The following is a 22634-nucleotide window of genomic DNA, read 5'->3' as shown; positions in this document are numbered from 1 at the left end:
GAGCATGCTGACATATGAGCACCACAGGCCGATTCACGTTGCCCGGCGAAGAGCATTTCGTCAAGCAAACCGAGGAGCTTTGCCAACGGTGGGGGGCGGATGCCATCCGCAACTCCGACGGCACCAGTCTGGACAAGGAATTGCTGGGGCTGGGGAAGAAAGTCTATAGCGCATATTTCCCAGCCAGGGGCTATAACGAGTGGATCCGCGAGCATATGGACGAGACGCCGCAGGTGTTCCTGCTGACCGATCGGGTCGTGGCTCAGAACGGGCGGGTCGACATCGATCTGATGGCCGGCTTCTTCGACCAGCAATTCACTCCCAACCGTGATGACGACCCCCACCGATACTGGGAGGTGATAGACCGGACCACCGGTGCGGTGCTGCCTGACGAATCCTGGAATCTGGATCCTGACTTGGACCGCGTCCACATCGAGGGCGCCATGCCGATGCATGAATATACGGTCACCTTCCTGGCCCGGATCATCTGGGATCCAGTGGAGATGTACAACCACCTGACCAATGACTGGGGCGACCGGGAGCATCAGATTCCTCTGGATATCTACCACCCCGCCACCCGTGACTTCGCCATGAAGGCCTTCGCTCGATGGCTGGAGGCGAACCCCTCCACCGATGTGGTTCGCTTCACTACCTTCTTCTACCAGTTCACACTGCTCTACGACCAGGATCAGCAGGAAAAGATCGTCGACTGGCTAGGCTACGCCTGTACAGTCAGCCCGAGAGCCATCGAGGATTTCTCACAGGAATACGGATACCGCCCACGGGCCGAGGACTTCGTTCGGGACGGTTCCTACAATTCCTCCTTCCTGGTCCCCACGCGGACACAGCGCGACTGGATGGACTTCATCAGCCGTTTTGTAAGGGCCAATGTGGCCACCATGGTCGATATGACCCACGCAGCCGGCAAGGAAGCCATGATGTTCCTAGGCGACCAGTGGATCGGCACCGAACCCTATCGGCCAGGGTTCTCCGATCTCAAACTGGATGCCGTGGTCGGTTCCGTCGGCGACGGAACCACCCTGCGCATGATCGCCGACGTCCCCGGCGTCCGATACACCGAGGGACGATTCCTTCCATATTTCTTCCCAGACACCTTCCATGAGGGCAACGACCCCAGCATTGAAGGCTTGGACAACTGGAGAAAGGCCCGACGAGCCATCCTGCGCAGCCCCATATCGCGCATGGGCTACGGCGGCTACCCTTCGCTGGCGATGAAGTTCCCCAAGTTCGTGGACACCGTGGCAGCCATCGCCGAGGAGTTCCGCGACCTGCACCGGCACACTGGAAGCCGTCCAGCCGCCACACAGCTGACGGTGGCGGTGCTCAACTCCTGGGGGGCCATGCGCTCCTGGATGGCCTATACCGTGGCCCATGCCCTGCCCAATCAGCAGACCGCCTCCTACTACGGCATCCTGGAGGCACTCTCCGGCATGCGAGTCTCCGTCCGTTTCATCAGCTTTGACGATCTGCTGAATCATGGCGTGGACCCGGACATCGACGTCATCATCTGCGGCGGGCCGGAAGGCACCGCCTTCAGCGGCGGAACGGTCTGGAAGAACCCCGAGCTGATACGGATCCTGCGCACTTGGACGAAAAACGGCGGCGGCCTGATCGGGGTCGGCCAGCCCACGGCTCTGGACTGGCAGGGACGCTTCTTCCAACTGGCTGACATCTTTGGCGTGGATCAGGAGCGCTACTGGACGCTTTCTGTGGACAAACACTTCACTCCACCCATCCAGGACCACTTCATCATCCATGATCTGCCGGAGAATGCCCCTGCTGACTTCGGCCATCCGATTCTCGACACCTACCCCATCGATGGTTGTACGGACCTGCTCAAAGCCGATGGCGGTCAGGTCCAGCTGGCTGTGCGTGACTATGGCAACGGACGCGGAGTATACCTGTCCGGCCTGCCCTATTCGGCAGTCAACGCCCGCCTGCTGGAGCGAGCCCTGTTCTGGGCGGCCCGCAAGGAGGGGCAGTATCGGAAATGGAGCAGCGACAATCCTGAATGCGAGGTAGCCGTCTTTCCGCAGGCCGGAACCTTCTGCGTGGTCAACAACAGCGGAATGGAGCAGAGTACCGAGATCCATCTACCCGGCGGAGCAAGCCGAGTCCTTGACCTGGAACCCTCCGCCATAGTCTGGCAGCCGTTGCCTTCGGAAAAGAGGGATCATGAGAATCGATGAGAGCACACCGCGTCAGGCGGCGGAACACTTCGCCATGGAGGGCAATCTGGAGGACGTCACCCCCTACGGCAACGGGCATATCAATGTCACCTACCTGGCCAGAACCGACCGGCATCGGTACATCCTGCAGCAGATGAACACCACGGTTTTCCCTGATACTGCGGCTCTGATGCACAACATCGAGCTGGTCACCGACTTTCTGCGCTCGCAGGGGCAGGAGACCCTGGACATCGTGCCCACCGATCAGGGCGGATCCTGGTACCAAAGCGGCCAAGGTGCCTGGCGCGTCTACAAATTCATCGAACACACGCGATCCTACGAGATGGTGCCCAACCTTCAGGTCTTTCGCAACGCTGGAGACGCCTTTGGACGTTTTCAGAATTATCTGGCCGACTTCGATGCCTCCCAGCTGAACGTGACCATCCCCCATTTCCATGACACGCCCAAGCGCTTCCGCGATCTGATGACCGCTGTCGAGAATGACCGCCTAGGCCGGGTCAAGGAATGCCTGGAGGAGATTGATTTCTTCCGACAGGGCGCGGACCGTTACGGTACCGTGATGGAAGGCCTGGCAGATGGAACCATTCCCCTTAGAGTGACCCACAACGATACCAAGCTCAACAACATTCTCATGGACGAGACCACCGGCCGAGCCAGGGCAATCATCGACCTGGACACGATCATGCCTGGCTCGATGCTCTTCGACTTCGGGGACTCCATCCGTTTCGGGGCTTCCACTGCGCTGGAGGACGAGCAAGACTTGGCAAAGGTGCACTTTGACACCAATCTTTTCCAGGCCTACGCCCAAGGGTTCATCGGGGCAGTCCGCCCAAGCATCACCGATCGGGAGGCCCGGCTGCTTCCCCTGAGCGCCTTGCTGATGACCGAGGAATGCGGCATGCGATTCCTGACCGACTACCTGCAGGGGGACACCTACTTCGCCGTCGCCTACCCTGAACACAATCTGGTGCGCTGCCGCACCCAGGTGACCCTGGCCCGTCAGATGGAAAAATCCACAGATCAGACTGCCAGCATAGTCAATCAAATCATGGAGGCCACCAGATGAGCCCACGGACCGATCCACGGGAATCCGAAAAACAACCTGCCCTGGATGCAGATCTGGATGCCCTTCTGGACTTTGCCCGTCGGCATCTGGAATTGGACGAACGCGACACGGACTGGACGCGCAATCGTCTGCTGGCGCTGCTGGATTTGAACTCCTATACTTCTAGCGATCGGTCTTGCGCGCAAAAATCGACGAGTCAAGGCTCCACAGCCGAAGAAATCGCCGACTTGCTGGCGGCTTTTTGCCGGGACGCCCACGCCGCAGGCGTGTTCACGGCTGATCGGGATGCAGCGGTCACTGATCGCCTCATGGGCCAGATCACCCGTTCCCCATCCCAGGTGGCCGACAGGTTCGCCGCCGTCGAGGCGGAAAAGGGATCCATGGCCGCCATGCGCTGGCTATATGACTACGGGATCGCATCGACCTACATCAAAAAAGCCGAACTGGATCGTAACCCCAGGTTTGAATCCCAAGGCCTGATCATCACCATCAACCAGGCCAAACCCGAGTTCCGCACCATGGCCAAAGCCGCAGCCGGCAATCGAGTAGGCAACGGCTACCCGGCATGCACCATATGCAGGAGCAACGAAGGCTTCGCCGGACGAGGCAGAAGCACCCTGCGCACTCTAGGCATGACCCTTGGCGGTCATCCCTGGTTCTGGCAGTTCTCCCCCTATGGCTACTTCGACCAGCACGGCATCTGCGTCAATGCCGAACACAGACCCATGCGTGTGGACCGAGAGACTTTTGGCAATCTTCTGGACTTCGTGGATCGTTTCCCAGGCTACTTCCTGGGGTGCAACGCCGCCCTGCCGGGAATCGGCGGGTCGGTGCTGGCCCACGACCACTACCAGGGCGGAGGAGAGATTCTGCCCCTGCACAAGGCTCCAGCGAAAATGGCCATGTCCCTGCCAGGAATGTCTGGCATGCTGATCGAGATTCCGGACTGGCCGGGCACGGCAATCCGCCTGATAGGCCATGATCGGGATGCCATCATCGAGGTAAGCGACCGGATCCGGCGCGGCTGGATCGATTACTCCGACGAAGCTCTGAACATCCGTCCACAGGGTCCCCGGGGCCGTCAATCAGCACTCTCGCCCAGTGTGCTCATCACTGACCGGGGATACGAGATGAACCTGATTCTGCGCAACAACGGGGTCAGCGAGCAGTATCCGGACGGCATATTCCACGTCCATCCTGAGTTCTACGCCATCAAGCAGGAGCCCATTGGATTAATCGAAGCCCAAGGTCTCTTCGTTCTGCCAGGGCGCTTGGTGCCCCAGCTGACGAGACTCGCCCAGGCCTTGGAAGATGGCAAGGATCTTCCAGAGTCCTTGAAGGCATTCCACAATCAATGGGATGAGCTGACGCTCACGCTGAGGGGATCACGCGATCCTCAACGGATTCGTTCGGCCATACGCCGGGAATTGGGCGAAGTATGCAAGCGAATCCTAGGCAACACCGCAGTATTCAAGGATCCTGCGCAGACCCGGGCTTTCCTGCTCGGACTAGGGTTCATCGATCGATAGCGTGTGCATGTCACCGCATAGGATGGAATACGACAGCGCATCTTCTATAAAGGAGTAGATATGACTGATCGCCTGCAAGGTAAGGTAGCCATCATCACCGGAGGAACCGGCGGCATGGGCGTAGGCATCGCCGAATGCTTCGTCCGTGAGGGAGCCAAAGTGGCCCTTGCGGACATCAAGGAAAGCGATGCCTCTCGCAGCTTCATGCAGGAGCACCCCGGACAGGTCGTCTTCCATACGCTGGATGTAACTGATGAGAACCAGTGGGTCTCCACCATCGACACCGTTGAAAAGGAGCTGGGCCAGCTGACCACTGTGGTCAACAATGCCGGCATCGGCGACAAAGGCGTCACCATGGACGAGGAAAGCTACGACGACTGGAAGAAGATCATCGCCATCAACCTGAACGGAACCTTCCTGGGTACCAAGCACGGCATGCGGGTCATGAAGGGCCGCGGCGGATCCATTATCAACATCTCCTCCATCGAGGGCTTCGTGGGCCTGAGCCGGGCGGGAGCATACAACGCCAGCAAGGGCGGCACCAGGCTGCTCACCAAGTCCGCTGCTCTGGATTCCGCTAACAACGGGTACGGTGTTCGCATCAACTCGGTCCACCCCGGGTTCATCAAGACTCCTCTGATCAGCCAGAGCCTTGAGGACAGGATGAGCAAGCTGACACCCCTGGGCCATATCGGCGAGCCTCAGGACGTCGGCGAGATCTGCGTCTATCTGGCCAGTGACGAATCCAAGTTCGCGCTGGGTGCAGAATTCGTTGTGGACGGCGGATTCATCGCCCAATAAGGAATTGCCGGAACCCCACCCTCTGCCAGCCCGCTTTACCGTGATGCAAACAGCTAGGATGAAGGAGGGGTTCGCCCATGACCCCGACGAGGGGGGGTCGTCATGCGACTGTGGCATCAGGATCTGATCTCGCTGCTTCCCAGACAGCAGCTGCTGGGCCAGCACCGGGAGGTCACCGCCTTGCGTGGACTGGGCTGGGGACGACGGCATGCCACCGTTGACTATGTCTTTCTCCACTCCCCATACAAGCTCTTTCAGTTTCATCTATTAGTCATGGCGACCATGCGCGAGCGCGGCTACCATCCCGATCCTGCCTGGTACGACCCGCTCTACCGCGGCAGGCATTGCCCTCCCTATGAGGACCTGGCTGAAGTACCGTTGACGGACCCCATCTATCCTGAGCACGACGCAGCCTATCTCCAGGAATGCTTGAAAAACCTGGCGGGAAAAGGCATTCATCTGCCCTAAACCTATCTTCGACCCCCCCCCTCTTTCTGGATAGAGGGGATCGTCAAGGCCGGCGCCGGCTGACTGCTGTAGCCATAAAATTCACTGATATGTATGGCAATGTATGGGACCGGCTGTTCGAATCCGAGTATCTGCCCAGGGACTGTGCTGCTCGGCTCTATCTTCTGGATTCACCTGACAACCGGCTAGCGGAGTTTTGCCAGTCAAAGAGCATCATTCCCGAGTGAGTCTAGTCACTGAGGGCACCAGGAGGGTGACCGCCGCCAGCAGGAATGCCAAAGGCAGCAGGGCCGGTCTGACGCCGGTGTGATCGGCCAAAAATCCGATAGCCGGAGGAATGATCCAAGAGACCCCGTAGTAGGCAGTTGAGATGACTGAAGCCCGCTGGGCTGCCATTGCCGGGTCCCTGGTTGCCAGAGTAGTGACAATGGGCACGCCCAGAGCAGCCCCGACGCCCCAGATCCCGGTACCCGCAAGACTCAGCCCGAAAGAGGGCGAAAAAGCGTAAACCAGGATGCCCAGAGCCGAGACCAGCAGGGTCAGAACCAGCGAGCGCATGTTCCCCAGCCGCTCGATCAGATGCGTTCCCAGCAGCCTTGAGAGGATCATGGCTGCAGCGAAAATCGTGGGCGCCAGACCTGCCTGAGACTCGGAGACACCGAAGGTATCGACCAGGCCGATCCCGCTCCAGTCATTGACGGCACCTTCGCTAGCCTCAAGGGCTACGTTGATCAGGGCAAGCATAAGAACCAAGGCATCGCCCCAGGCTGCCAGCTGCCTGTCGAAGGCGGATGATCGCCCTGAATCAGCATGCTGATCCGAACCTTCATCATCGGCGCCGCCCTTGTAATCCCCTAGCGGCTGAGCCGGACAGAGCAGGACGCAGGCGGCCACCAGAGCCAGACTGGTCATGGCATTGACCGCCAGATGCGCCCCAATGGGCACGCCCAGATGAGACAGGAGCGAGCCCAGACCCAGTGCAAGAAACATGCCCAGACTATATGAGGCATGGAAACGCGGCATTATGGACCGAGAGGAGAATCGCTCCACTGCGCCAGCCTCAACAGTATTGACCGTCCCCCAAAGGCTGATGCCCGCCGAGTTGAAGAGCAGCCCCAGCACCGTCCCCGGCACTGAGCGCAGAGTGACAGCCAGGGCAGCGATCAACATGCCCATACACCAGGTGGAGGCTGCCAGCAGCATGGCTTTGCGCACGCCCAGCCGATCGGTCAACACACCTGAGACCAGCATGCCGATCAGAGCACCGCATCCGCCCAAGATAGTCATCAGAGCCAGGCCCGAAGGCTGCAGGCCGAGGCGTGCCTTGACTGTTGGCAGTCGGGAGATCCAAGCGGAAGTACCGATGCCCATGATGACGAAGAAACCATAAACGGCCAGCCGCTCGCGCATTCCGCGGCCTGGAGGCCCGGCCGCCGCTGCTTCGCGAAGATCGCGTTCAATCATGCGCCATTCCTTGCTTTGCCCATAATCGAATTTTCTCCGAAGGCTCACAGCAATACAGGAAACATAACCAATAACTTTGTATATCGATTTATAGCATCATTATCGGAGAATCTAAGAAGCATCGTAGCTAGTCGACCGGATGACTTGAAGCGGATGCCCCGGCCCGACACCCAGGATGGTCGTCGGCGCTCAAAAGGAGAAACGCGGCAAAGGGTAATTTGAGCGGAAGATTCCTGGCCGGACACCCAGCTATGGCCATGTTGATGCCTACCATGGCGGCGGCCGGTGGCGAACGGGCTGCAGATGCCCAGACCGTCGCAAGCACAGCAGGCTGTACAAAAGACAGCGACATCAGTCAAAACGGGCAAGACCAGGCGACAACGGAAAACTCTGCAACATCGAAACCAGACCAGTTCTCATTGACCCAGTCCAGCGCGGTTCAATCTGTGCAAACAGAAAAATCCGCCTCTTCGAACCAGTCAATGCCAGTCCAATCCATTGGCCCACCGGCCAGCAGATCGAGCACAAAGGACATACTGGATACTGACGATGCCATAGTCACCCTCCCGCATCATCGGCACCGCTCCTTTCGACAAGAACGATGCCGCTGGAAACAACCACGATGCTGACAAAGGATGTAGCCGATTACTATGGTCAGACCGGGCTCAGCCTGCATGCCACACTCAATGACGGCGGACTAGAGGCAACTTCGGCATCAGGAACGAAGCTGCCACCAGCCTCAGGTGTCATGGGTGTAAACAACCAAACAGCCCATACCGACGACAGGCGAAAGATGCCGTCTTTACCCAGGATCATGCCAAGTCCTCAAGCATCCGCAATACCACTCAGCACAGCTGCCTGTACGAGCCCAATCACTTCGATGACGGCGTAGATTGCGGCTGGCGGAATGCGCCCGACACCCTAGGGGGAACCGATTCAGCCATGGCTGGAACTCAGGTGCGGGTCATGGCAGGCTTCAAACTTCTGATGTTCAGGCGAAATCCTCTACGGATTTCCCGACCCTGGCTGCCTCCGGCTCAGACATGGTGATGCCTGTAGCGTTGGCTGTCGGCAATGCCATCCTCGGCCTAGCATTGACGTGCCTGCTTCGACATCGCAAGGATCAGGACAAGGCTCTGGGCTGACGGTTCTGCATCAGTGGCGAGGATTATGGCGAACCTCACGGTTCCCTGTCCCTATCTGCAGACGAAATTTGATATCCTTGCAAGTGGAAGGAATTCTGAACCCAGGGGTCACTGTCGACGATGGACAGTCACCCAAATGGTCATGGCCCTGCACGGTCATGATGTCGATTATCACACGTGCAGGCAGTTAGACAGAAAGGTCAGTCATGGCAGACGATACAGTCATTGTTGTTGATACTTCCATGTTCCAAAAAGATGCCGCCGCGAAGACCGCCAAGGCCAACGAGGTTGCCCGCAAATACGGTATCAGCGAAGAGGCCCTCAAGAAGGTCGAGGAGTACAAGGATCAACTGAGCTACCACCAGGCATGGGACCTGCCATTCTTGGGATACGTGGACGAGGACGGCTATGGGTACGCCTACGTGCCCAACAAGGCCGTCGCTGCCGATGGCTGGGACGCCCATAAGGCCTTCCTTGACCTGCCCGATGATGTACAGACGGCCTTTGCCATCCGCATGCTCTTCACCCACCGCGATATTGACCGCCACGGTGCAGAGATGTTCCTTCATCACGGCCGGGGGCTAAAGGTCCGGTTCCAGGGGCCCACCTCAGCCAGCTACTGACCCCGAGCCACCTGAATGGCTCGACTCCCCCGGTTCTGTCGCAATAACCTCTGACAGGCCGGGGCTTCTTATCAGCGCGGCAGACCCAGATAATCAGGTTCGACGAACCAACTGCAGATAACGACAGATAGAGGAATCAGCCGGTCAAAATCGTCTGGCAATCACCGAAATCGCCTCTTTGACCCATGAAGCATCCGCTTTCATCCGGATCGCGAATGATGCTTAAGCCTTCCGAGGCGTCAAAATGATCAGGCTGCCGTCCTGCCTTGGCAACCATAGCCGCAGTGACCCGTTCACCCATGCCATCCGCAGAAACAGACAGATTCTCTCGGGCAGGCCGATCAGCTTCATCATGTTCAGCCATTTGAGGCTGGATTTCCTTTGGTTTGTCGAACCGCCTAGTCGCGGCCGGAAAATCCTCCAAGGCGACTGGCTGAAATCGATGCATAGCATCCCCACGATTCGGTCCTTCTGCCATATGAAACAGGTTGAAAATACCAATTCCCGATCTCTCCTGTCCGAATGCACAGCGTGTCCCGCTGTATAATCACGTTCCTCTGGCAGGCATCGAAGGCCTGATCGCGTGCAAGTGCCAGGTCGAGGGACACAGCATAGAAGAAGATCACCGGGAACAATGTCACGAATGCTATTACCGTGCGGCTTCGATGTTCTTGTCATGCGCGCGCAAAGAGATGACCACTGCAGGCAGAGACTGCAAAAAGCGCATGGAGATCAGGGTGAAGGACAAGGGAATGATGGTCTCTGCTTGACCAGATATCCCCAATCAGGGAGACCCCTTGTTGTGAATATTCCGCAATCCGATCATGGCCATTCCTAGGGCGAAGCTGATGATCAGCTTGGTCATCATCATAAAAGCGGAGATCTTGAAGAGCGTCTTTCAGCTCGAGAAGCGATGGCTGCCAAAATGCGGATTATAGCCAGTCCGTAGAAGAGATCATGAGACAACGCCGTCTTGGTTATGCGGAAAGAGCGCAGGCAAGAGGCGCTGTCGTTGGTGATGGCCGTGGAGTAAGCGAAAACCCGAATCAGCAGCATGGTGAAATACAGCGCCCCCAAGCAGGAATCCCCAGTTCTTTCCTAGGCAACCGGCAATGACACTGGGACAGCCCATGCATTCCTTGGATTGGGCGAGAGCATGGCTGGTCTCGGGGTTCGGGGCAGCCGGCCCGACGTGATCGGCAGCCTGCCAGTACGCCAATACCCTGAATATGGTCCTAGCGCTGCAGGCTTTTTATCGGATGACATCGATATCCCATCAGCCTCCTTTGCCTGATAAAAGATGACATTTTATAATTACGACAAATAGTTCTAACCTATAGGTCTGCTTTGGCTAGTAGCTAGACTGACCCGACTCACTCAGCCCAACAAGGCCAGGAGGTCTTTTCTGCTCAGCCTGGCAATGCTGGAGGCTCCGGCGGATGCTGCCGAGTCAACAAATCTTGAAGCTAAATCGCTCTTGCTGCGCTGCAGATTGAGGATGCGCTCCTCGATGGTGTCCTTGGCTACGATCTGGTAGACGTTGACGTCCTGGGTCTGGCCGATCCGGTGGGCGCGGTCGTTGGCCTGCTCCTGGGCTGCGGCGTTCCACCAGGGGTCCGCATGGACCACTACACAGGCTCCGGTCAGGTTGAGCCCGGTATTGCCAGCTTTCAGGGAGATCAGAAAAACCGGCGTGGCATCCCTATTGAACTGTTCCACCAGCTCCAGCCGCCGCTTCTTGGAGGTGGCTCCAGTGATCAGATCGTAGGACACGTCCAGCCGACGGAGCCGTTGGGCAATCAGGTCAAGGTATGAGGTGAACTGGGAGAAGATCAGCATCTTGCGCCCGGCATCCTGGCAGGAGACCACCAGATCTTCGATAGCATCCAGCTTGGCTGAATCGCCGCGCCGGTCCCGGCCCTGATCCTGGTAGACCAGACGCGGATCACAGCAGACCTCCCGCAGCCTGGTCAGCTGAGCCAGCACCTGGATTTTGCCTACCTCGTACTCCTGATCCCTTTCCTTGTTAAGCGTAGCCCTCAGTTCCTGCTCCAGGGCTGCATAGAGCTTGCGCTGACGACCCTGCAAGGGCACGCTGATCACGTTTTCGATCTTCTCGGGCAGATCCGTCAGCACCTGTGATTTGAGCCGACGCAAAATGAAAGGTCCGACCAGGGCCTGAAGCCGGGACTGGGCATCCTGATCGCCGCTGAGTATGGGCATTTCGAAGCGGTCCCGGAACCGGGAGTAGGGGCCCAGCATCCCCGGCATCAGGAAGTCGAAGATGCTCCAAAGCTCAGACAGCCGATTCTCGATGGGCGTGCCGGTCAGGGCGAACCGGTGCAGGCTGTCCAGAGCCCGTACGGCCCGGGCAGCCTTGGTGGCATGGTTCTTGATGTACTGCGCCTCATCCAGAACCAAGGCATACCAGGGCAGACTCCGATACCGGTTCAGGTCCCTCCTGAGCAGATCATATGAAGTAATCAGCAGGTCGTAGGACTTCGCCTGATCCAGCAGAGCCTGACGCTCACTGCGCGCTCCGGCCAGGACCGCCACCCGCAGATCCGGCGTAAAACGGCGGCATTCGGCCTCCCAATTGTAAACCAAAGAGGCTGGACAGACGATCAGCGAAGGTCCTCGATCCCTGGCCTGATCCCGACGGGAGAGCAGGTAGGCCAGCATCTGTATGGTCTTGCCCAGGCCCATCTCATCGGCCAGAATACCGCTGAATCCGCGGTCACTCAAGGTAGATAGCCAACGCAGCCCTTCTACCTGATAGGGTCTGAGCTGCCCGCGCAGCCCGTCGGGAATCCTGAACCCCTGAGGGTCAGGCTTGCGCTCCTTCAGGTAGTCACGGAAGCTGGAATCGCGATCCTGCTCGGGCACCAGCGCATCCAGGTAGCCGAGCTGGAATTCTGGCACCCTGACCGGCCCCTTGGCCAGATCATCCGGGTCGATGCCCAGGTCTTCGGCCAGAGTGTCCACCGCATCCGTATTCAGATCAGCCAACTCGACGAAGGCCCCGTTGCGCAGACGATGAAAGCGGCGACGGCGACGATGGTCAGCCAGAATAGCCGCAGCCTCATCAGGCCCTACCTCATCGGCTATGGGCGAGATCTCGACCAGACCGGATCGCGCCCTCACGCCCACGCGGATCTGCGGGTGAGAGACGACGCTGAGCCCGTCGAAGGCCGGGGTAGAGAAGACCCGCCCCAGACCCTTGAGCACGGGCAGGCCCCGGGTCAGCAGGGTGTGGATGGCCTCCTCGTTCTCCTCGGGGATGCGAGCCAGCCCATCCTCCATCAGGGGGAAATAGCGTCGGACCGTCTGTCGGGCCAGAGACTCGCTCTCCCAATCCCTGCCGCGTCCTTCCTCGGAGCCGGGATCAGCGCTTACGGACACAAGACGATCTCCGTAGCGAGCCTTGAGATCACAGCTGACCCCCTGCTGATCCCTGTCCAGGTAAAGCTCAATCCTGCAAGGCGGGCGCCGCCTGGCATCCAGCTCCTCGGGCAGGCTGGCCGAGAGCCCGGATCCTTCCTGGGCACCCTGATCCAGGTCAGGCAGGACGGTCCGTGCGAACAGGTCCAGGTCGTCGGCATCCAGATGCAGATCCCGATCCTCACCAGGGCGGCAGAGGGTCTCCAACAGGTCACGATGACGCATAAAACGCGCGCCGCAACGGTGAACGACTGGTCCTCCCGAATCCAGCCCTAAGCCGAGCTGAGAGGGGCGCACGATAACGAAGGAATGGGCCTGGCCTACGATGAAGCGCTCCACGGCCAGAGCATGAGTGATCCGGTAGCCGTCCGCCTCCTTGCTGACTGCGATGCCAGGGTCCGGATCTCCGTCAACCACGGGGGCAGGCATGGTCTGCAGGAAGGAATCCTCAGGAGGCGTATAGTCCAAGGCGAGCCCGGAGTCCACGAACAGGTCGAGGATCTGCGCCACCTCGTCATCGCTGAGACGGATCCCCGCCAATCCTGCACGCGTAAGACGACGGCGCATGCCCCCCTCCTGTTCGGCCAGACTGCGGCGAATGGCGCCGGCCCTTTCCAGGATGGTCAGCAGAGACCGGGCCCGGTCATCAAAGGTGTCACGAGAATGAATGAAGGCCAGCCGCCGTCCATAGGACATGAATTCGCCATGGTCCACGGCGCGCAGCAGGGCCTGCAGATCCTTGACCAGGTAAACGACCCCATGGGAGGGCAAGGTGATGTGCAGACGGACCTGCCAGCCGCCGCGTTCGCTGGTCAGGTCGGGGATCAGTCCGACCGAGCCGATGGGCAGGTGGCGGCCGCCTGCCGGACCGTTCTCCTGCTTGAGCAGGCTCAGCTGGCGATCACGGAAGGCCTGCCGCCGCCGACCCTCCTGCCGGTGCATGTAGGCCGCCAAGGGTCCCGAGGTCGATCGGGCGGACCGGGATCGATCCTCGTCGCCAGTCCAGTCATCCGATCCTGCAAAGGCCTGGCTGGACTCGTTGTAGGCCATGATCAGAGCGACTACATGCTTGCATGCAGAACCCTGGCGCCCAAAGGCCCGGCACGTGCAGGAGGAGTCGATGACCCGATGAGCCTGCTCGTCCAGACGAGCCTGAACCATGCAGTCGCCATCCGGCTGATAGGTAGCGGGCACACGCCCTTTGAGAACGGTCAGCGCCCCCAGATGCCGTAGGCCCAGGTCCGTAAAACGCCGATCATCCAGCAGCTGATGGGCACGGAAGTAGGCCTTGCCGCCCAGCCGACGCAGGGTGGAATCAGCGATGGGGTCCGGGTTGCCAAAGGTCCGCCCCTCCTCCTCATCGCCCGGATCATAGAAGCCATGGCCTCCTGAACCGCCAGCTCTTGACCCGTAGACCGCTGCATGCCAATCCACACGCACCCTCCTTATGGTCGCTGCCGACCATTTCTGAGCATAACCTTTTCCGTCCCGATGCGGCACGCCTTCGGCGAAGCGAGTAGACATGCCGACTTACGAAAAATTTGCCGCCTCCCTAAGATGACGTGCTGTTTGTCTGAAGAAGGAGATCATTATCGTGCAAAACACGTCCACCCCTGCCTCTGTTCACCGTTCACGACCGGCCGTCCCCCATCCCTGGCCGGCTATCGCCGCTCTGATGATCGGGGCTTTCGTGGGCATGCTGAGTGAAACCTCGCTCAATATCGCCCTGCCCAACCTGATGGAGAGCTTCCGGATTCCTGCTGCCACCGTACAATGGCTGGTGACAGGGTACATGCTGGTCATCGGCATCGTCCTGCCCTTCTCCAGCCTGATCTCCAAGTGGTTCACCACCAGGCAGACCGTGATCTTCGGCCTGATCGCCTTCCTGGCAGGCTCGGTGATCTCAGCCATGGCCCCCACATTCCCTGTCCTCTTGGCAGGACGGCTGATCCAAGGGATCGGCACGGGCCTGATCCTGCCGCTCATGTTCACCGTGGCCATGCTGATCTTTCCGCCTGCCCGTCTGGGCACGGTCATGGGCATGTGCGCCCTGGTCATCATGTTCGCTCCCGCCATCGGCCCGACTCTGACCGGAATCATCCTAGGCAAGCTGACCTGGCACTGGATTTTCTGGTTCTTCACTCCATTCCTGGTTGTAGCCCTGATCTTCGCCGTCTGCTTCCTGAAGAACGTGGGAACCATCACCCACCAACGGCCCGACCTGGCCTCCATCCTGGAGTCCATCGTCGGCTTCGGCGGACTGGTGGCAGGCGTCAGCCTGGCCAGCAGGTACGGATGGCTCTCCCCCGTCACCCTGACCATTCTGGTTGTGGCCCTGGCTGCGCTGTTTCTCTATATTCGTCGTCAGCTGGGCCTGGAGCACCCGGTGCTTAACCTGCGTATCTTCTCCATCCCAGCCTTCCGCTACGGTGCCACCTTGGTCATGCTTGACTTCGCAGTCATCCTCTCCTCCATGTATCTGCTGCCCCAGTTCCTGCAGCGGGGACTGCTCCTGCCAGTAGCCATGACCGGCATCCTCATGCTGCCCGGGGGCGCCATCAACGCCCTGGTCTCGGCCTTCGCTGGCCGGCTCTACGACGGCTTCGGAGCCCGGATGCCCGTACGCTGCGGTTTCCTTGTCGCCCTGCTTGGTACGGTCATCCTCCTGTTCACCGGCCCGCACACCCCTGTAGCCCTGGTAGTGGCAGCCCACATCATCCTGATGATCGGCTGCCCCTTGGCCATGTCACCGGCCCAAACCTACGCGCTCAACTCTCTGAGCGGTCCGCAGTCCGGCGACGGAAGCACCATCATCAACACCATGCAGCAGATCGTAGGCGCCGTGGCCACAGCCATCACCACCTCCCTGCTGGCCATGGGCGAGGGGCAGGCAGCCGGAGCTGACAAAGCTCAGGCATTCACCAGAGGCACCCACTACGGACTGGTCTTCACCCTCGTGCTGATTCTGGCCGCTCTGGCCGTCTCCCTGAAGGTGCGCAACTTCTCCCACGCTGACCAGCAGGAGGCCGAACGAGGCATTCAGCAAGCTCCAAGTTCGCAACGCTAGCTTGGGAGCGTCCCTGGCTAGACTGGAGGACGGCGACCGGACTTAAGGCCAGCGATAGAGGGCCGCCCGGTCATCTCTGGAACGCTATCAGGAAGGGTGTCATGTTCGTTCTCAAAAACGCCTGGTTCACCATCAGGCGGCATGCGGCGCGGAGCCTGGTCACGGTTCTGGCTTGCCTGGTCGTGGCGGCATTGGCCACGACGGCAGCTACCGTGCTCCAGACTGACACCAAGGCACGTACCACAGACTACGAATCCCAGGAGGCGAATGCCGTCATCAGCCCGCGCAAGGGGACCAAGGCCTCTCCCCTGGGCTGGAACGAGTATTCCCAGTATGCCCAGCGTCTGCAGATGGATGGCATGCAGTACAAGGCCTACTTCCATGAGACTGCAGACATCAGCCCGGAGGGACTGCCCCAGTCAGGCGCTTACTCCCTAGTGGGCGTCTCCGACAAGGAGGCTGAGCCCACTCTGCCTCACGGCCCATTCGTGCTGGACCAGGGCAAGGGGCTGGACTACGCCTCGCAGAATGCCTCCGGCACCCAGACCGTGCTGATCTCCAAGCAGATGGCGCAGGCCAACAAGCTCAAGGTGGGCGACACCCTGACCATCAAGGATCCACACCAGCAGGATCAGCAGGTCAAACTGATGGTCTCGGGCATCTATCATTACCGCAAGGCCGCCGACCAGACAGCCAATCGAGCCATCTACACGGCCTATCCCACGTTCGCCATGCTGGGGCTGGATACTGCCAGCAAACCGGGAGACCCTGGCCATGAGCTGCTCGTGGCTTTCGTTCTGGATTCGCCGAGCACCTACCAGAAGTTCATCAAGGAACTGCGCAAGGATGGACTCAAGGCCTCGCAGTACGACATCGACTCTCCCAGCCTGAAGGATTACCAGCGGCGGATGGAACCAGTCCACCGGGCCGCCGACCAGGCGCGAACCGCCATCATCCTGGTCTTTCTGCTGGGCGGGCTGGTTCTGCTGAGCTGCCTGTTCCTCATGCTGCGCGACCGCTCCAACGAAATCGGCATGGCCATCACCATCGGGATCCACAAGGCCCGGCTGGGTTGGCAGTTCGCCCTGGAGACTCTCTTGCTCACCCTGCCCGGACTAGTGCTTGGCCTGGCTCTGGGCACCGCGATCAGTCGGCCTCTGGGCCGGTCGCTCTTCCGGCTGGGAAACCTGGCCAGCATGCCTAACGCCGGTCTGATCTGGAAGATGATTCTTATCGGCCTGGTCGTCTGCCTGGTCCTTGCTCTAGCAGCAGCCGCCAGGGTAGCGGCCTTCAGAACCGCCAAGCTATACACCAACGACCTGGAGGACGAGGCATGAGCGAAAAGACGTCGGATCAGCAGCCGGACGAAAAGTCCCAGGAAAAGGGTGAGATCAAGGCCACCGACCAGGCAAAGACTGATCAGAAACAAGACGATCAGAAGAAAGCCGTTCAAACAGCGGCTGATTCTGCACTAAAAACCAGCGAGAGCACCAGCGCTAAACCGCTATCTGCACCAGACGCGGAGTCAAAGCCGGAATCCCAGGAAGAGTTTCAGGACGAAGCAACTGCGCAGGCGGACGGAGAACCAGCAGAGGAAGCCTCTTCGGAAGAAGACGCATCGCTGGCCGCTTTCAAGGTGGTCATCGACCAGGGAGACGCCGAAGATCTCGAAGACGATCAAGAGGACCCGCTGCTGGAGACTGATGGCCAGCCGGTCCTGGTTCCTGGCGGATACCCGGTGCTCTCCCTGAAGCACGTGGATTACACACGGAAAATCAAGGGCCGCCCTGAACAGATCCTGGACGATGTCAATCTGGAATTCCAGCGTCGCCGCATCTACTCGGTGGAGACCACATCTCCTTCCGGAAGGGCCGCCCTGATGGCCTTGATGACCGGCCTGCGCGCCCCCACTCAAGGCAGCGTGCTCTTCCGGGGCACGGATCTGCGCCAGCTGCTTGCCTCTGACTATCGCGGCCACCAGATCGGTGCCATCTTCGGCACTGATGCCTTGAGACGCGACCTGACCGCCGTGCAGAATCTTGTCTACACCATGGAGGCCAGCGGGCGCACATTCCTGGGTCCCAAAGACAATCTGGCCCGTCACCTGCTGGATGAGGTGGGCTTCCCGGATCGTCTGCAGGACAAGCAGACCGCCGACCTGGGTCACTTGGACTTCCGCCTGGCCTCGGTGGCCCGTGCCCTGTGCTGCGAGTGCGACGTGCTCATCGCTGACGAACCCACTGAAGGACTGGAGCCGGGCGACTGGGACACCCTGCTGGCCACCCTCAGGCGGGTCTCCCGCCGTCATGACTGCGCCGTGATCATCCTGACCTCAGGCGGTTCGGACACTGTAGACGAGGGCACCTACGACGACCGGTTCATCGTCGATTAAGTCCCGACATTCCCGACAGAGGACGGGCGGCACTGCACTGATCTGTTCGGTCATCACGCATGAGGAGTGGATACCCCGGGTCATGACCGAACAGTTAAAAGCCGACCAAGTCGAACACGCCGATTTTTGCAATAAAGATCCACGTCGTCAACCGGGAATCATCCTGCACCATCACTATGGGTTTGGACCCATTCGGGAGGTCGGTGCCAAAGAAGCTGTGTGGATCACCCCTGGTCTGCTGATCGCCCAGAACGCCTGGCTGGCCTCCCATGGCCGTCCCTCCTGGCTCCTGTCAGCCCCACCGACCAGATGGCTGGATGAGCTGGACAAGTCCCTGACTGGACGCAGGATTCTGACCGTAACGGCTGAAGCCATTCTGAACTGGCGTCGACTGCCATCAAACTTGGGGCAGCGACCCTGGTCACAGCTGGCCGACGGTCGGGTATCAGGCCTGCCTGCAGCCCGACGAAACCTTGAAGATCTGCAGAATGCTCTGCGGGCAGCCCCTCCTCAATCACTGATTCGCATTCAGACCCACTTGCCCGATATCCATGAGGAATGGCGGATCATCGTCGACAGGGGCCGGATCGCGGCCTCCAGCGGATACTGCCTACATGAGGGCGAAGACTCCAGAGCCATTACCACAATCTTCGATGGTGCCGTCTTTGATCCCAGGCATCGAACGATTGCCGAGGACTGCGCCCTCCAGGCAGCTAGGAGTCGGTGCTCCGCTCCCATCAGCGTGGATCTGGCCTTCCTCCGCAGCTCGGATCGGCCTCTCGTTCTGGAGGGAAACCCTGTCTGGTGCGCATCCCCTTATGCTTATGGGCCACAGGGCATGGCCTCTTTTCTGAAAGCCGTGGCCGCCTGCCGGACCGATCCAGTCGACCCCTACCAGCCAGACCCGTGGATGCTGCGTGAATTCGGTGGTCGCTTCCAGAGTTCCTGGGGGCTGGTTCGGCCGGATCAGACGATGGTCATGCCATAGTGCTCGGCCAGAGGCTTCAGATCCGGCACCCCGTACCGGGCCACCAGCTGCCTCCAGCGGGCCAGGTTGTCGGGACCATACTTGGCCGTGCGCTTGGCAGCAGTGGGCTCGGAGACGAAGATAGGCGGCTGGTGTTTGCTGTGGAACTTGTCCGCATACATGACCACCTCCTGCTCGGGGTTGACCGGCAGATAGTCGTCAGGCGGCAGGTTCAGGTGCTCCTCCTCAACCTGGCGGCGGGTCAGTCCCACTCCAGTGTGGTTGCGGGCGAACTGGGCCACCGATTCATCCACTCCAGCATCCAGCAGCAGTCGATAGCCCTCCAGCCCATGTTCGATGTACCGCTCGCCTTGGAAAGCCAGGGGCCGGCCCTGTGAACCGTCGTCCTTGAGAATCCGATAGGTACCGATGTCGTGCAACAGGGCGCCTGTGCGGACCAGGTCACGGTCCAGCGGCCGCTCGGGCAGGACCCCGTCAGGGTCATCGCCACGAAGCAGACGCTCGTTGACCTGGTCGGCCATACGCACCGCGAGCGCGGCAATGATCTGGCAGTGGGTATGTATCAGTTCATAGGCGGCTTGGGAGGGCGCATACTGACGGTGCAGGGCCTCAGCCATGGGAACATTGGGAATCATACCGACCATTCTAGGGATCCCCTCCTCAAATGTGACCTTTGCGACGCTTATCACACTTCAGCGGACAACGAACCCTGCCCCCCTGCCGCCGACAGTAGACTAGGAATCACGGTATTTCACGAGGAGCACTATGGACACTTCATCACTTGCGCGCTCCGCCGACCGGCCCGCTCCTCCCGATGAGGACGGCTCCCGGCAGGCGCCCTGGCGCAATCCCCTGCTGGATCCGCGCGATCTGCGCATGCCGCGCATCGCGGGACCCAGCTCTCTGGTCATCTTCGGCGTCACCGGCGATCTGGCCAAGAAAAAGCTCTTGCCAGCCGTCTATGACCTGGCCAACCGGGGACTGCTTCCAGCCAGTTTCGGGCTGATCGGATTCGGACGGCGCGACTGGAGCGACCAGCAGTTCGTCGCCTTTGCCGAGGAGAACGTCCGCGCCCACTGCCGAACCCCCTTCAACGATTCAACTTGGCGGCATCTGAGCCAGGGCATGCGCTTCGTCAAAGGCAGCTTCGACGACTCCGAAGCCTTCCGCCGCCTGTCGTCCACCGTGTCGGAGCTGGATCGGGTCCGGGGCACCCGCGGCAACCACGCCTTCTACATGTCGGTGCCCCCCAAGGCCTTCCCGCAGGTGGCTCGCCAGCTGGCCGAGTCGGGACTCTCCCACTCCTCTCAAGGGGCTTGGCGCCGCGTCATCATCGAGAAGCCCTTTGGCCACGACCTCGCTTCCGCCAAGGAGCTTGACCGGGTGGTCTCCGAAGTCTTCGAGCCTGATTCGGTCTTCCGCATTGACCACTATCTGGGCAAGGAGACCGTGCAAAACATCCTTGCCCTGCGCTTCGCCAACATGATGTTCGAGCCGGTTTGGAACTCCAATTACGTCTCCCACGTGCAGATCACCATGGCCGAGGACATGGGCATCGGCGGCAGAGCCGGCTACTACGACGGAATCGGCGCAGCCAGGGACGTCATCCAGAACCACCTCCTGCAGCTGATGGCCCTAACCGCTATGGAGGAGCCGGTCTCCTTCTCGGCGTCAGACCTGACGGCCGAGAAAACCAAGATTCTTTCCGCAGTCCGCATTCCCAAGGATATGGCGGCCCACACCGCCAGAGGCCAGTACACAGCCGGATGGCAGGGCTCCCAGCATGTGGTCGGCTACCTGGATGAGGACGGCATCGACCGCTCCTCCACCACCGAGACCTATGCGGCCATCAGACTTGATGTGGACACTCGCCGTTGGGCGGGCGTCCCCTTCTATCTGCGCACAGGCAAGCGCTTGGGCAAGCGGGTCAGCGAGATCGCCATCGTCTTCAAGCGTGCCCCCCACCTGCCCTTCGAGGCCACAGCCACCCGGGAGCTAGGCGCCAACGCCGTAGTCATCCGCGTACAGCCCGATGAGGGCGTGACCCTGCGCTTCGGGGCCAAGACCCCTGGCTCGGCCATGGAGGTGCGCGACGTCAACATGGACTTCTCCTACGGGCGTTCCTTCACCGAAGCCTCCCCTGAGGCCTATGAGCGGCTGATCCTGGACGTGCTCCTAGGCGACCCTCCCCTCTTCCCAACCACCGAGGAGGTCGATCTGTCCTGGAAGATCCTGGATCCGATTGAGGAGTTCTGGGCAGGACAGGGCCAGCCCCAGCCCTACCGCGCCGGCACCTGGGGTCCGCGGGAGGCTGATCAGATGCTGGCTCGCGACGGATACCACTGGAGGATGCCATGATCGTCAGACTGAACAACACCACCACCTCCGCCATCGCCCGGGAGATCGACGAGCTCCACGTGGAGCGAGGAGAGGCCGCCCAGGGACGAGTGCTGACCCTGGTTATCATCACCGAGCAGGCCCATCTGGAGACGGCCTTGGAAACCGTAAACGCCGCCAGCCGGGAGCACCCCTGCCGCGTCATCGCCATAGTGACCAATGCCGAAGACCATCAGGCCGAACAGGAGGCGGACAAGAGGATCGCTGCAGCACAGCTGTCCGAAGATTGCGTCTCCTACAAGAGCACCGACCACGACGGCGATCGCACGCTGGATGCCGAGATCCGCTTCGGCTCGGATGCCGGCGCTGGCGAGGTGGTTGTGCTCAGGCCTGTGGCGGCTCTGCTGGACCATTCCGACGCCCTGGTCATCCCCCTCTTGGTACCGGATGCCCCTCTGGTGGTCTGGTGGCCCGCCAACCCGCCTCTGGATCCATCGCAGGACCCTATCGGAGCCATGGCCGCCAGCAGAATCACCGACGCGATGGAAGCCGACGATCGCCAGGCTGCCTTTGCCGGGCTGCTTGCCCATTCGAGCGCCAAGGACGTGGATCTGTCCTGGACCAGTGTCACCATCTGGCGGGCACAGCTGACCTCCATGGTGCAGCAGCCGCCTCACCTGCCCATCCGTTCGGTCAGGGTGACCGGCCAAGCCCACTACCTGCCATTGGAGCTGTTGGCCTCCTGGTTGGCCTTGAAACTTAAGGTGCCGGTCTCCGTTGAGCGCGACCCGCAGGCCCAGGCCGTCACTGGCGTCTACTTCGAACGCCCCGACGGGGTCATGAGCATGGAGCGCCACAATGACGACCAGGCACGAATCAACCAGCCCGATCAGACCCCACAGACCATCTCCATGCCCCTGCGCTCTGCCGTGGACTGCATGAGCGAGGAGCTCGGCCGGTTGGACCCTGACGAGGTCTACCAGGAGGTCATCCACGCCGGCTGGGAAATGGTCGACCACCAGTAGGCCCCGTGGCGATTCAATTCATGTACAAACGCCTTGGTGTAGGCTGAGGCAAGCATCACCTGCATGCAAGGAGGATCA

Annotated in this window: 16 protein-coding genes; 12 read left to right on the top strand and 4 right to left on the bottom strand. The window is 60.4% G+C overall.

The features are described from left to right. Nucleotides 1–14: 14 nt before the first annotated feature. The 5 genes from gnpA (at nucleotide 15) to DKK75_RS00860 (ending at nucleotide 6074) form a co-directional block, all read left to right on the top strand. Complete coding sequence (gene gnpA, locus DKK75_RS00880) at nucleotides 15–2210, top strand: 1,3-beta-galactosyl-N-acetylhexosamine phosphorylase (protein WP_110451584.1); 2196 nt, start codon at nucleotides 15–17, stop codon at nucleotides 2208–2210. Next, the gene (locus DKK75_RS00875) at nucleotides 2197–3276 is read left to right on the top strand and encodes a phosphotransferase enzyme family protein (RefSeq protein ID WP_110451583.1); all 1080 of its coding nucleotides are present in this window, start codon (nucleotides 2197–2199) and stop codon (nucleotides 3274–3276) included. The genes gnpA and DKK75_RS00875 overlap by 14 nt, the downstream gene beginning before the upstream one ends. Beyond that, nucleotides 3273–4805 (top strand): galactose-1-phosphate uridylyltransferase, encoded by a 1533-nt coding sequence (locus DKK75_RS00870; protein WP_110451582.1) that lies wholly within the window; start codon nucleotides 3273–3275, stop codon nucleotides 4803–4805. The genes DKK75_RS00875 and DKK75_RS00870 overlap by 4 nt, the downstream gene beginning before the upstream one ends. Before the next feature lie 60 nt (nucleotides 4806–4865). Then, nucleotides 4866–5606, top strand: a complete 741-nt coding sequence (locus tag DKK75_RS00865; protein ID WP_110451581.1) for an SDR family oxidoreductase — start codon at nucleotides 4866–4868, stop codon at nucleotides 5604–5606. A gap of 102 nt (nucleotides 5607–5708) precedes the next feature. Next, on the top strand, nucleotides 5709–6074 hold the full coding sequence (locus tag DKK75_RS00860; RefSeq protein ID WP_110451580.1) for a TIGR02328 family protein: 366 nt from the start codon (nucleotides 5709–5711) through the stop codon (nucleotides 6072–6074). A gap of 213 nt (nucleotides 6075–6287) precedes the next feature. Here the strand turns inward: DKK75_RS00860 and DKK75_RS00855 are convergent, their stop codons facing one another. Further along, entirely contained in the window at nucleotides 6288–7538 is a 1251-nt protein-coding gene (locus tag DKK75_RS00855) for an MFS transporter (RefSeq protein WP_110451579.1), read from the bottom strand. Between the two features lie 1351 nt (nucleotides 7539–8889). On the opposite strand from DKK75_RS00855, the gene DKK75_RS00850 reads away from it, so the two are divergent. Continuing rightward, entirely contained in the window at nucleotides 8890–9306 is a 417-nt protein-coding gene (locus tag DKK75_RS00850; RefSeq protein ID WP_110451578.1) for a glycerophosphodiester phosphodiesterase, read from the top strand. Between the two features lie 136 nt (nucleotides 9307–9442). Here DKK75_RS00850 and DKK75_RS00845 read toward each other — a convergent pair whose 3' ends face one another. Then, nucleotides 9443–9784 (bottom strand): hypothetical protein, encoded by a 342-nt coding sequence (locus tag DKK75_RS00845; protein WP_146208593.1) that lies wholly within the window; start codon nucleotides 9782–9784, stop codon nucleotides 9443–9445. An 899-nt stretch (nucleotides 9785–10683) separates the two neighbouring features. Continuing rightward, nucleotides 10684–14181 carry an SNF2-related protein gene (locus tag DKK75_RS00840; protein ID WP_110451576.1) on the bottom strand — a complete coding sequence of 1166 codons (3498 nt, stop codon included), beginning with the start codon at nucleotides 14179–14181 and terminating at the stop codon, nucleotides 10684–10686. A gap of 160 nt (nucleotides 14182–14341) precedes the next feature. Here DKK75_RS00840 and DKK75_RS00835 point away from each other — a divergent pair, with 160 nt between their 5' ends. The 4 genes from DKK75_RS00835 to DKK75_RS00820 all read left to right on the top strand — a co-directional run bounded on the left by DKK75_RS00835 (nucleotide 14342) and on the right by DKK75_RS00820 (nucleotide 19194). After that, the gene (locus DKK75_RS00835; protein WP_110451575.1) at nucleotides 14342–15814 is read left to right on the top strand and encodes a DHA2 family efflux MFS transporter permease subunit; all 1473 of its coding nucleotides are present in this window, start codon (nucleotides 14342–14344) and stop codon (nucleotides 15812–15814) included. A gap of 101 nt (nucleotides 15815–15915) precedes the next feature. Then, on the top strand, nucleotides 15916–17151 hold the full coding sequence (locus DKK75_RS00830) for an FtsX-like permease family protein (protein ID WP_110451574.1): 1236 nt from the start codon (nucleotides 15916–15918) through the stop codon (nucleotides 17149–17151). Continuing rightward, the gene (locus tag DKK75_RS00825) at nucleotides 17148–18206 is read left to right on the top strand and encodes an ATP-binding cassette domain-containing protein (RefSeq protein ID WP_110451573.1); all 1059 of its coding nucleotides are present in this window, start codon (nucleotides 17148–17150) and stop codon (nucleotides 18204–18206) included. Before DKK75_RS00830 ends, DKK75_RS00825 begins: the two co-directional genes overlap by 4 nt. Before the next feature lie 82 nt (nucleotides 18207–18288). Beyond that, nucleotides 18289–19194 (top strand): hypothetical protein, encoded by a 906-nt coding sequence (locus DKK75_RS00820; protein ID WP_110451572.1) that lies wholly within the window; start codon nucleotides 18289–18291, stop codon nucleotides 19192–19194. Here the strand turns inward: DKK75_RS00820 and DKK75_RS00815 are convergent. Beyond that, the gene (locus DKK75_RS00815) at nucleotides 19173–19838 is read right to left on the bottom strand and encodes an HD domain-containing protein (protein WP_110451571.1); all 666 of its coding nucleotides are present in this window, start codon (nucleotides 19836–19838) and stop codon (nucleotides 19173–19175) included. The two genes, DKK75_RS00820 and DKK75_RS00815, sit on opposite strands and share 22 nt — an antisense overlap. Nucleotides 19839–20070: 232 nt before the next feature. Here DKK75_RS00815 and zwf point away from each other — a divergent pair, with 232 nt between their 5' ends. Both zwf and DKK75_RS00805 read left to right on the top strand, forming a co-directional pair. Next, the gene (zwf, locus tag DKK75_RS00810) at nucleotides 20071–21552 is read left to right on the top strand and encodes a glucose-6-phosphate dehydrogenase (RefSeq protein ID WP_258333116.1); all 1482 of its coding nucleotides are present in this window, start codon (nucleotides 20071–20073) and stop codon (nucleotides 21550–21552) included. Further along, nucleotides 21549–22556: a glucose-6-phosphate dehydrogenase assembly protein OpcA gene (locus DKK75_RS00805; protein ID WP_110451570.1), complete on the top strand. Its 1008-nt coding sequence runs from the start codon at nucleotides 21549–21551 to the stop codon at nucleotides 22554–22556. Before zwf ends, DKK75_RS00805 begins: the two co-directional genes overlap by 4 nt. Nucleotides 22557–22634: the final 78 nt, after the last annotated feature.

It is taken from the genome of Bifidobacterium asteroides (genome assembly GCF_003202695.1).
GTDB classification, from domain to species: Bacteria; Actinomycetota; Actinomycetes; order Actinomycetales; family Bifidobacteriaceae; genus Bombiscardovia; species Bombiscardovia asteroides_G.
This window is presented reverse-complemented; position numbering and strand designations above follow the sequence as displayed.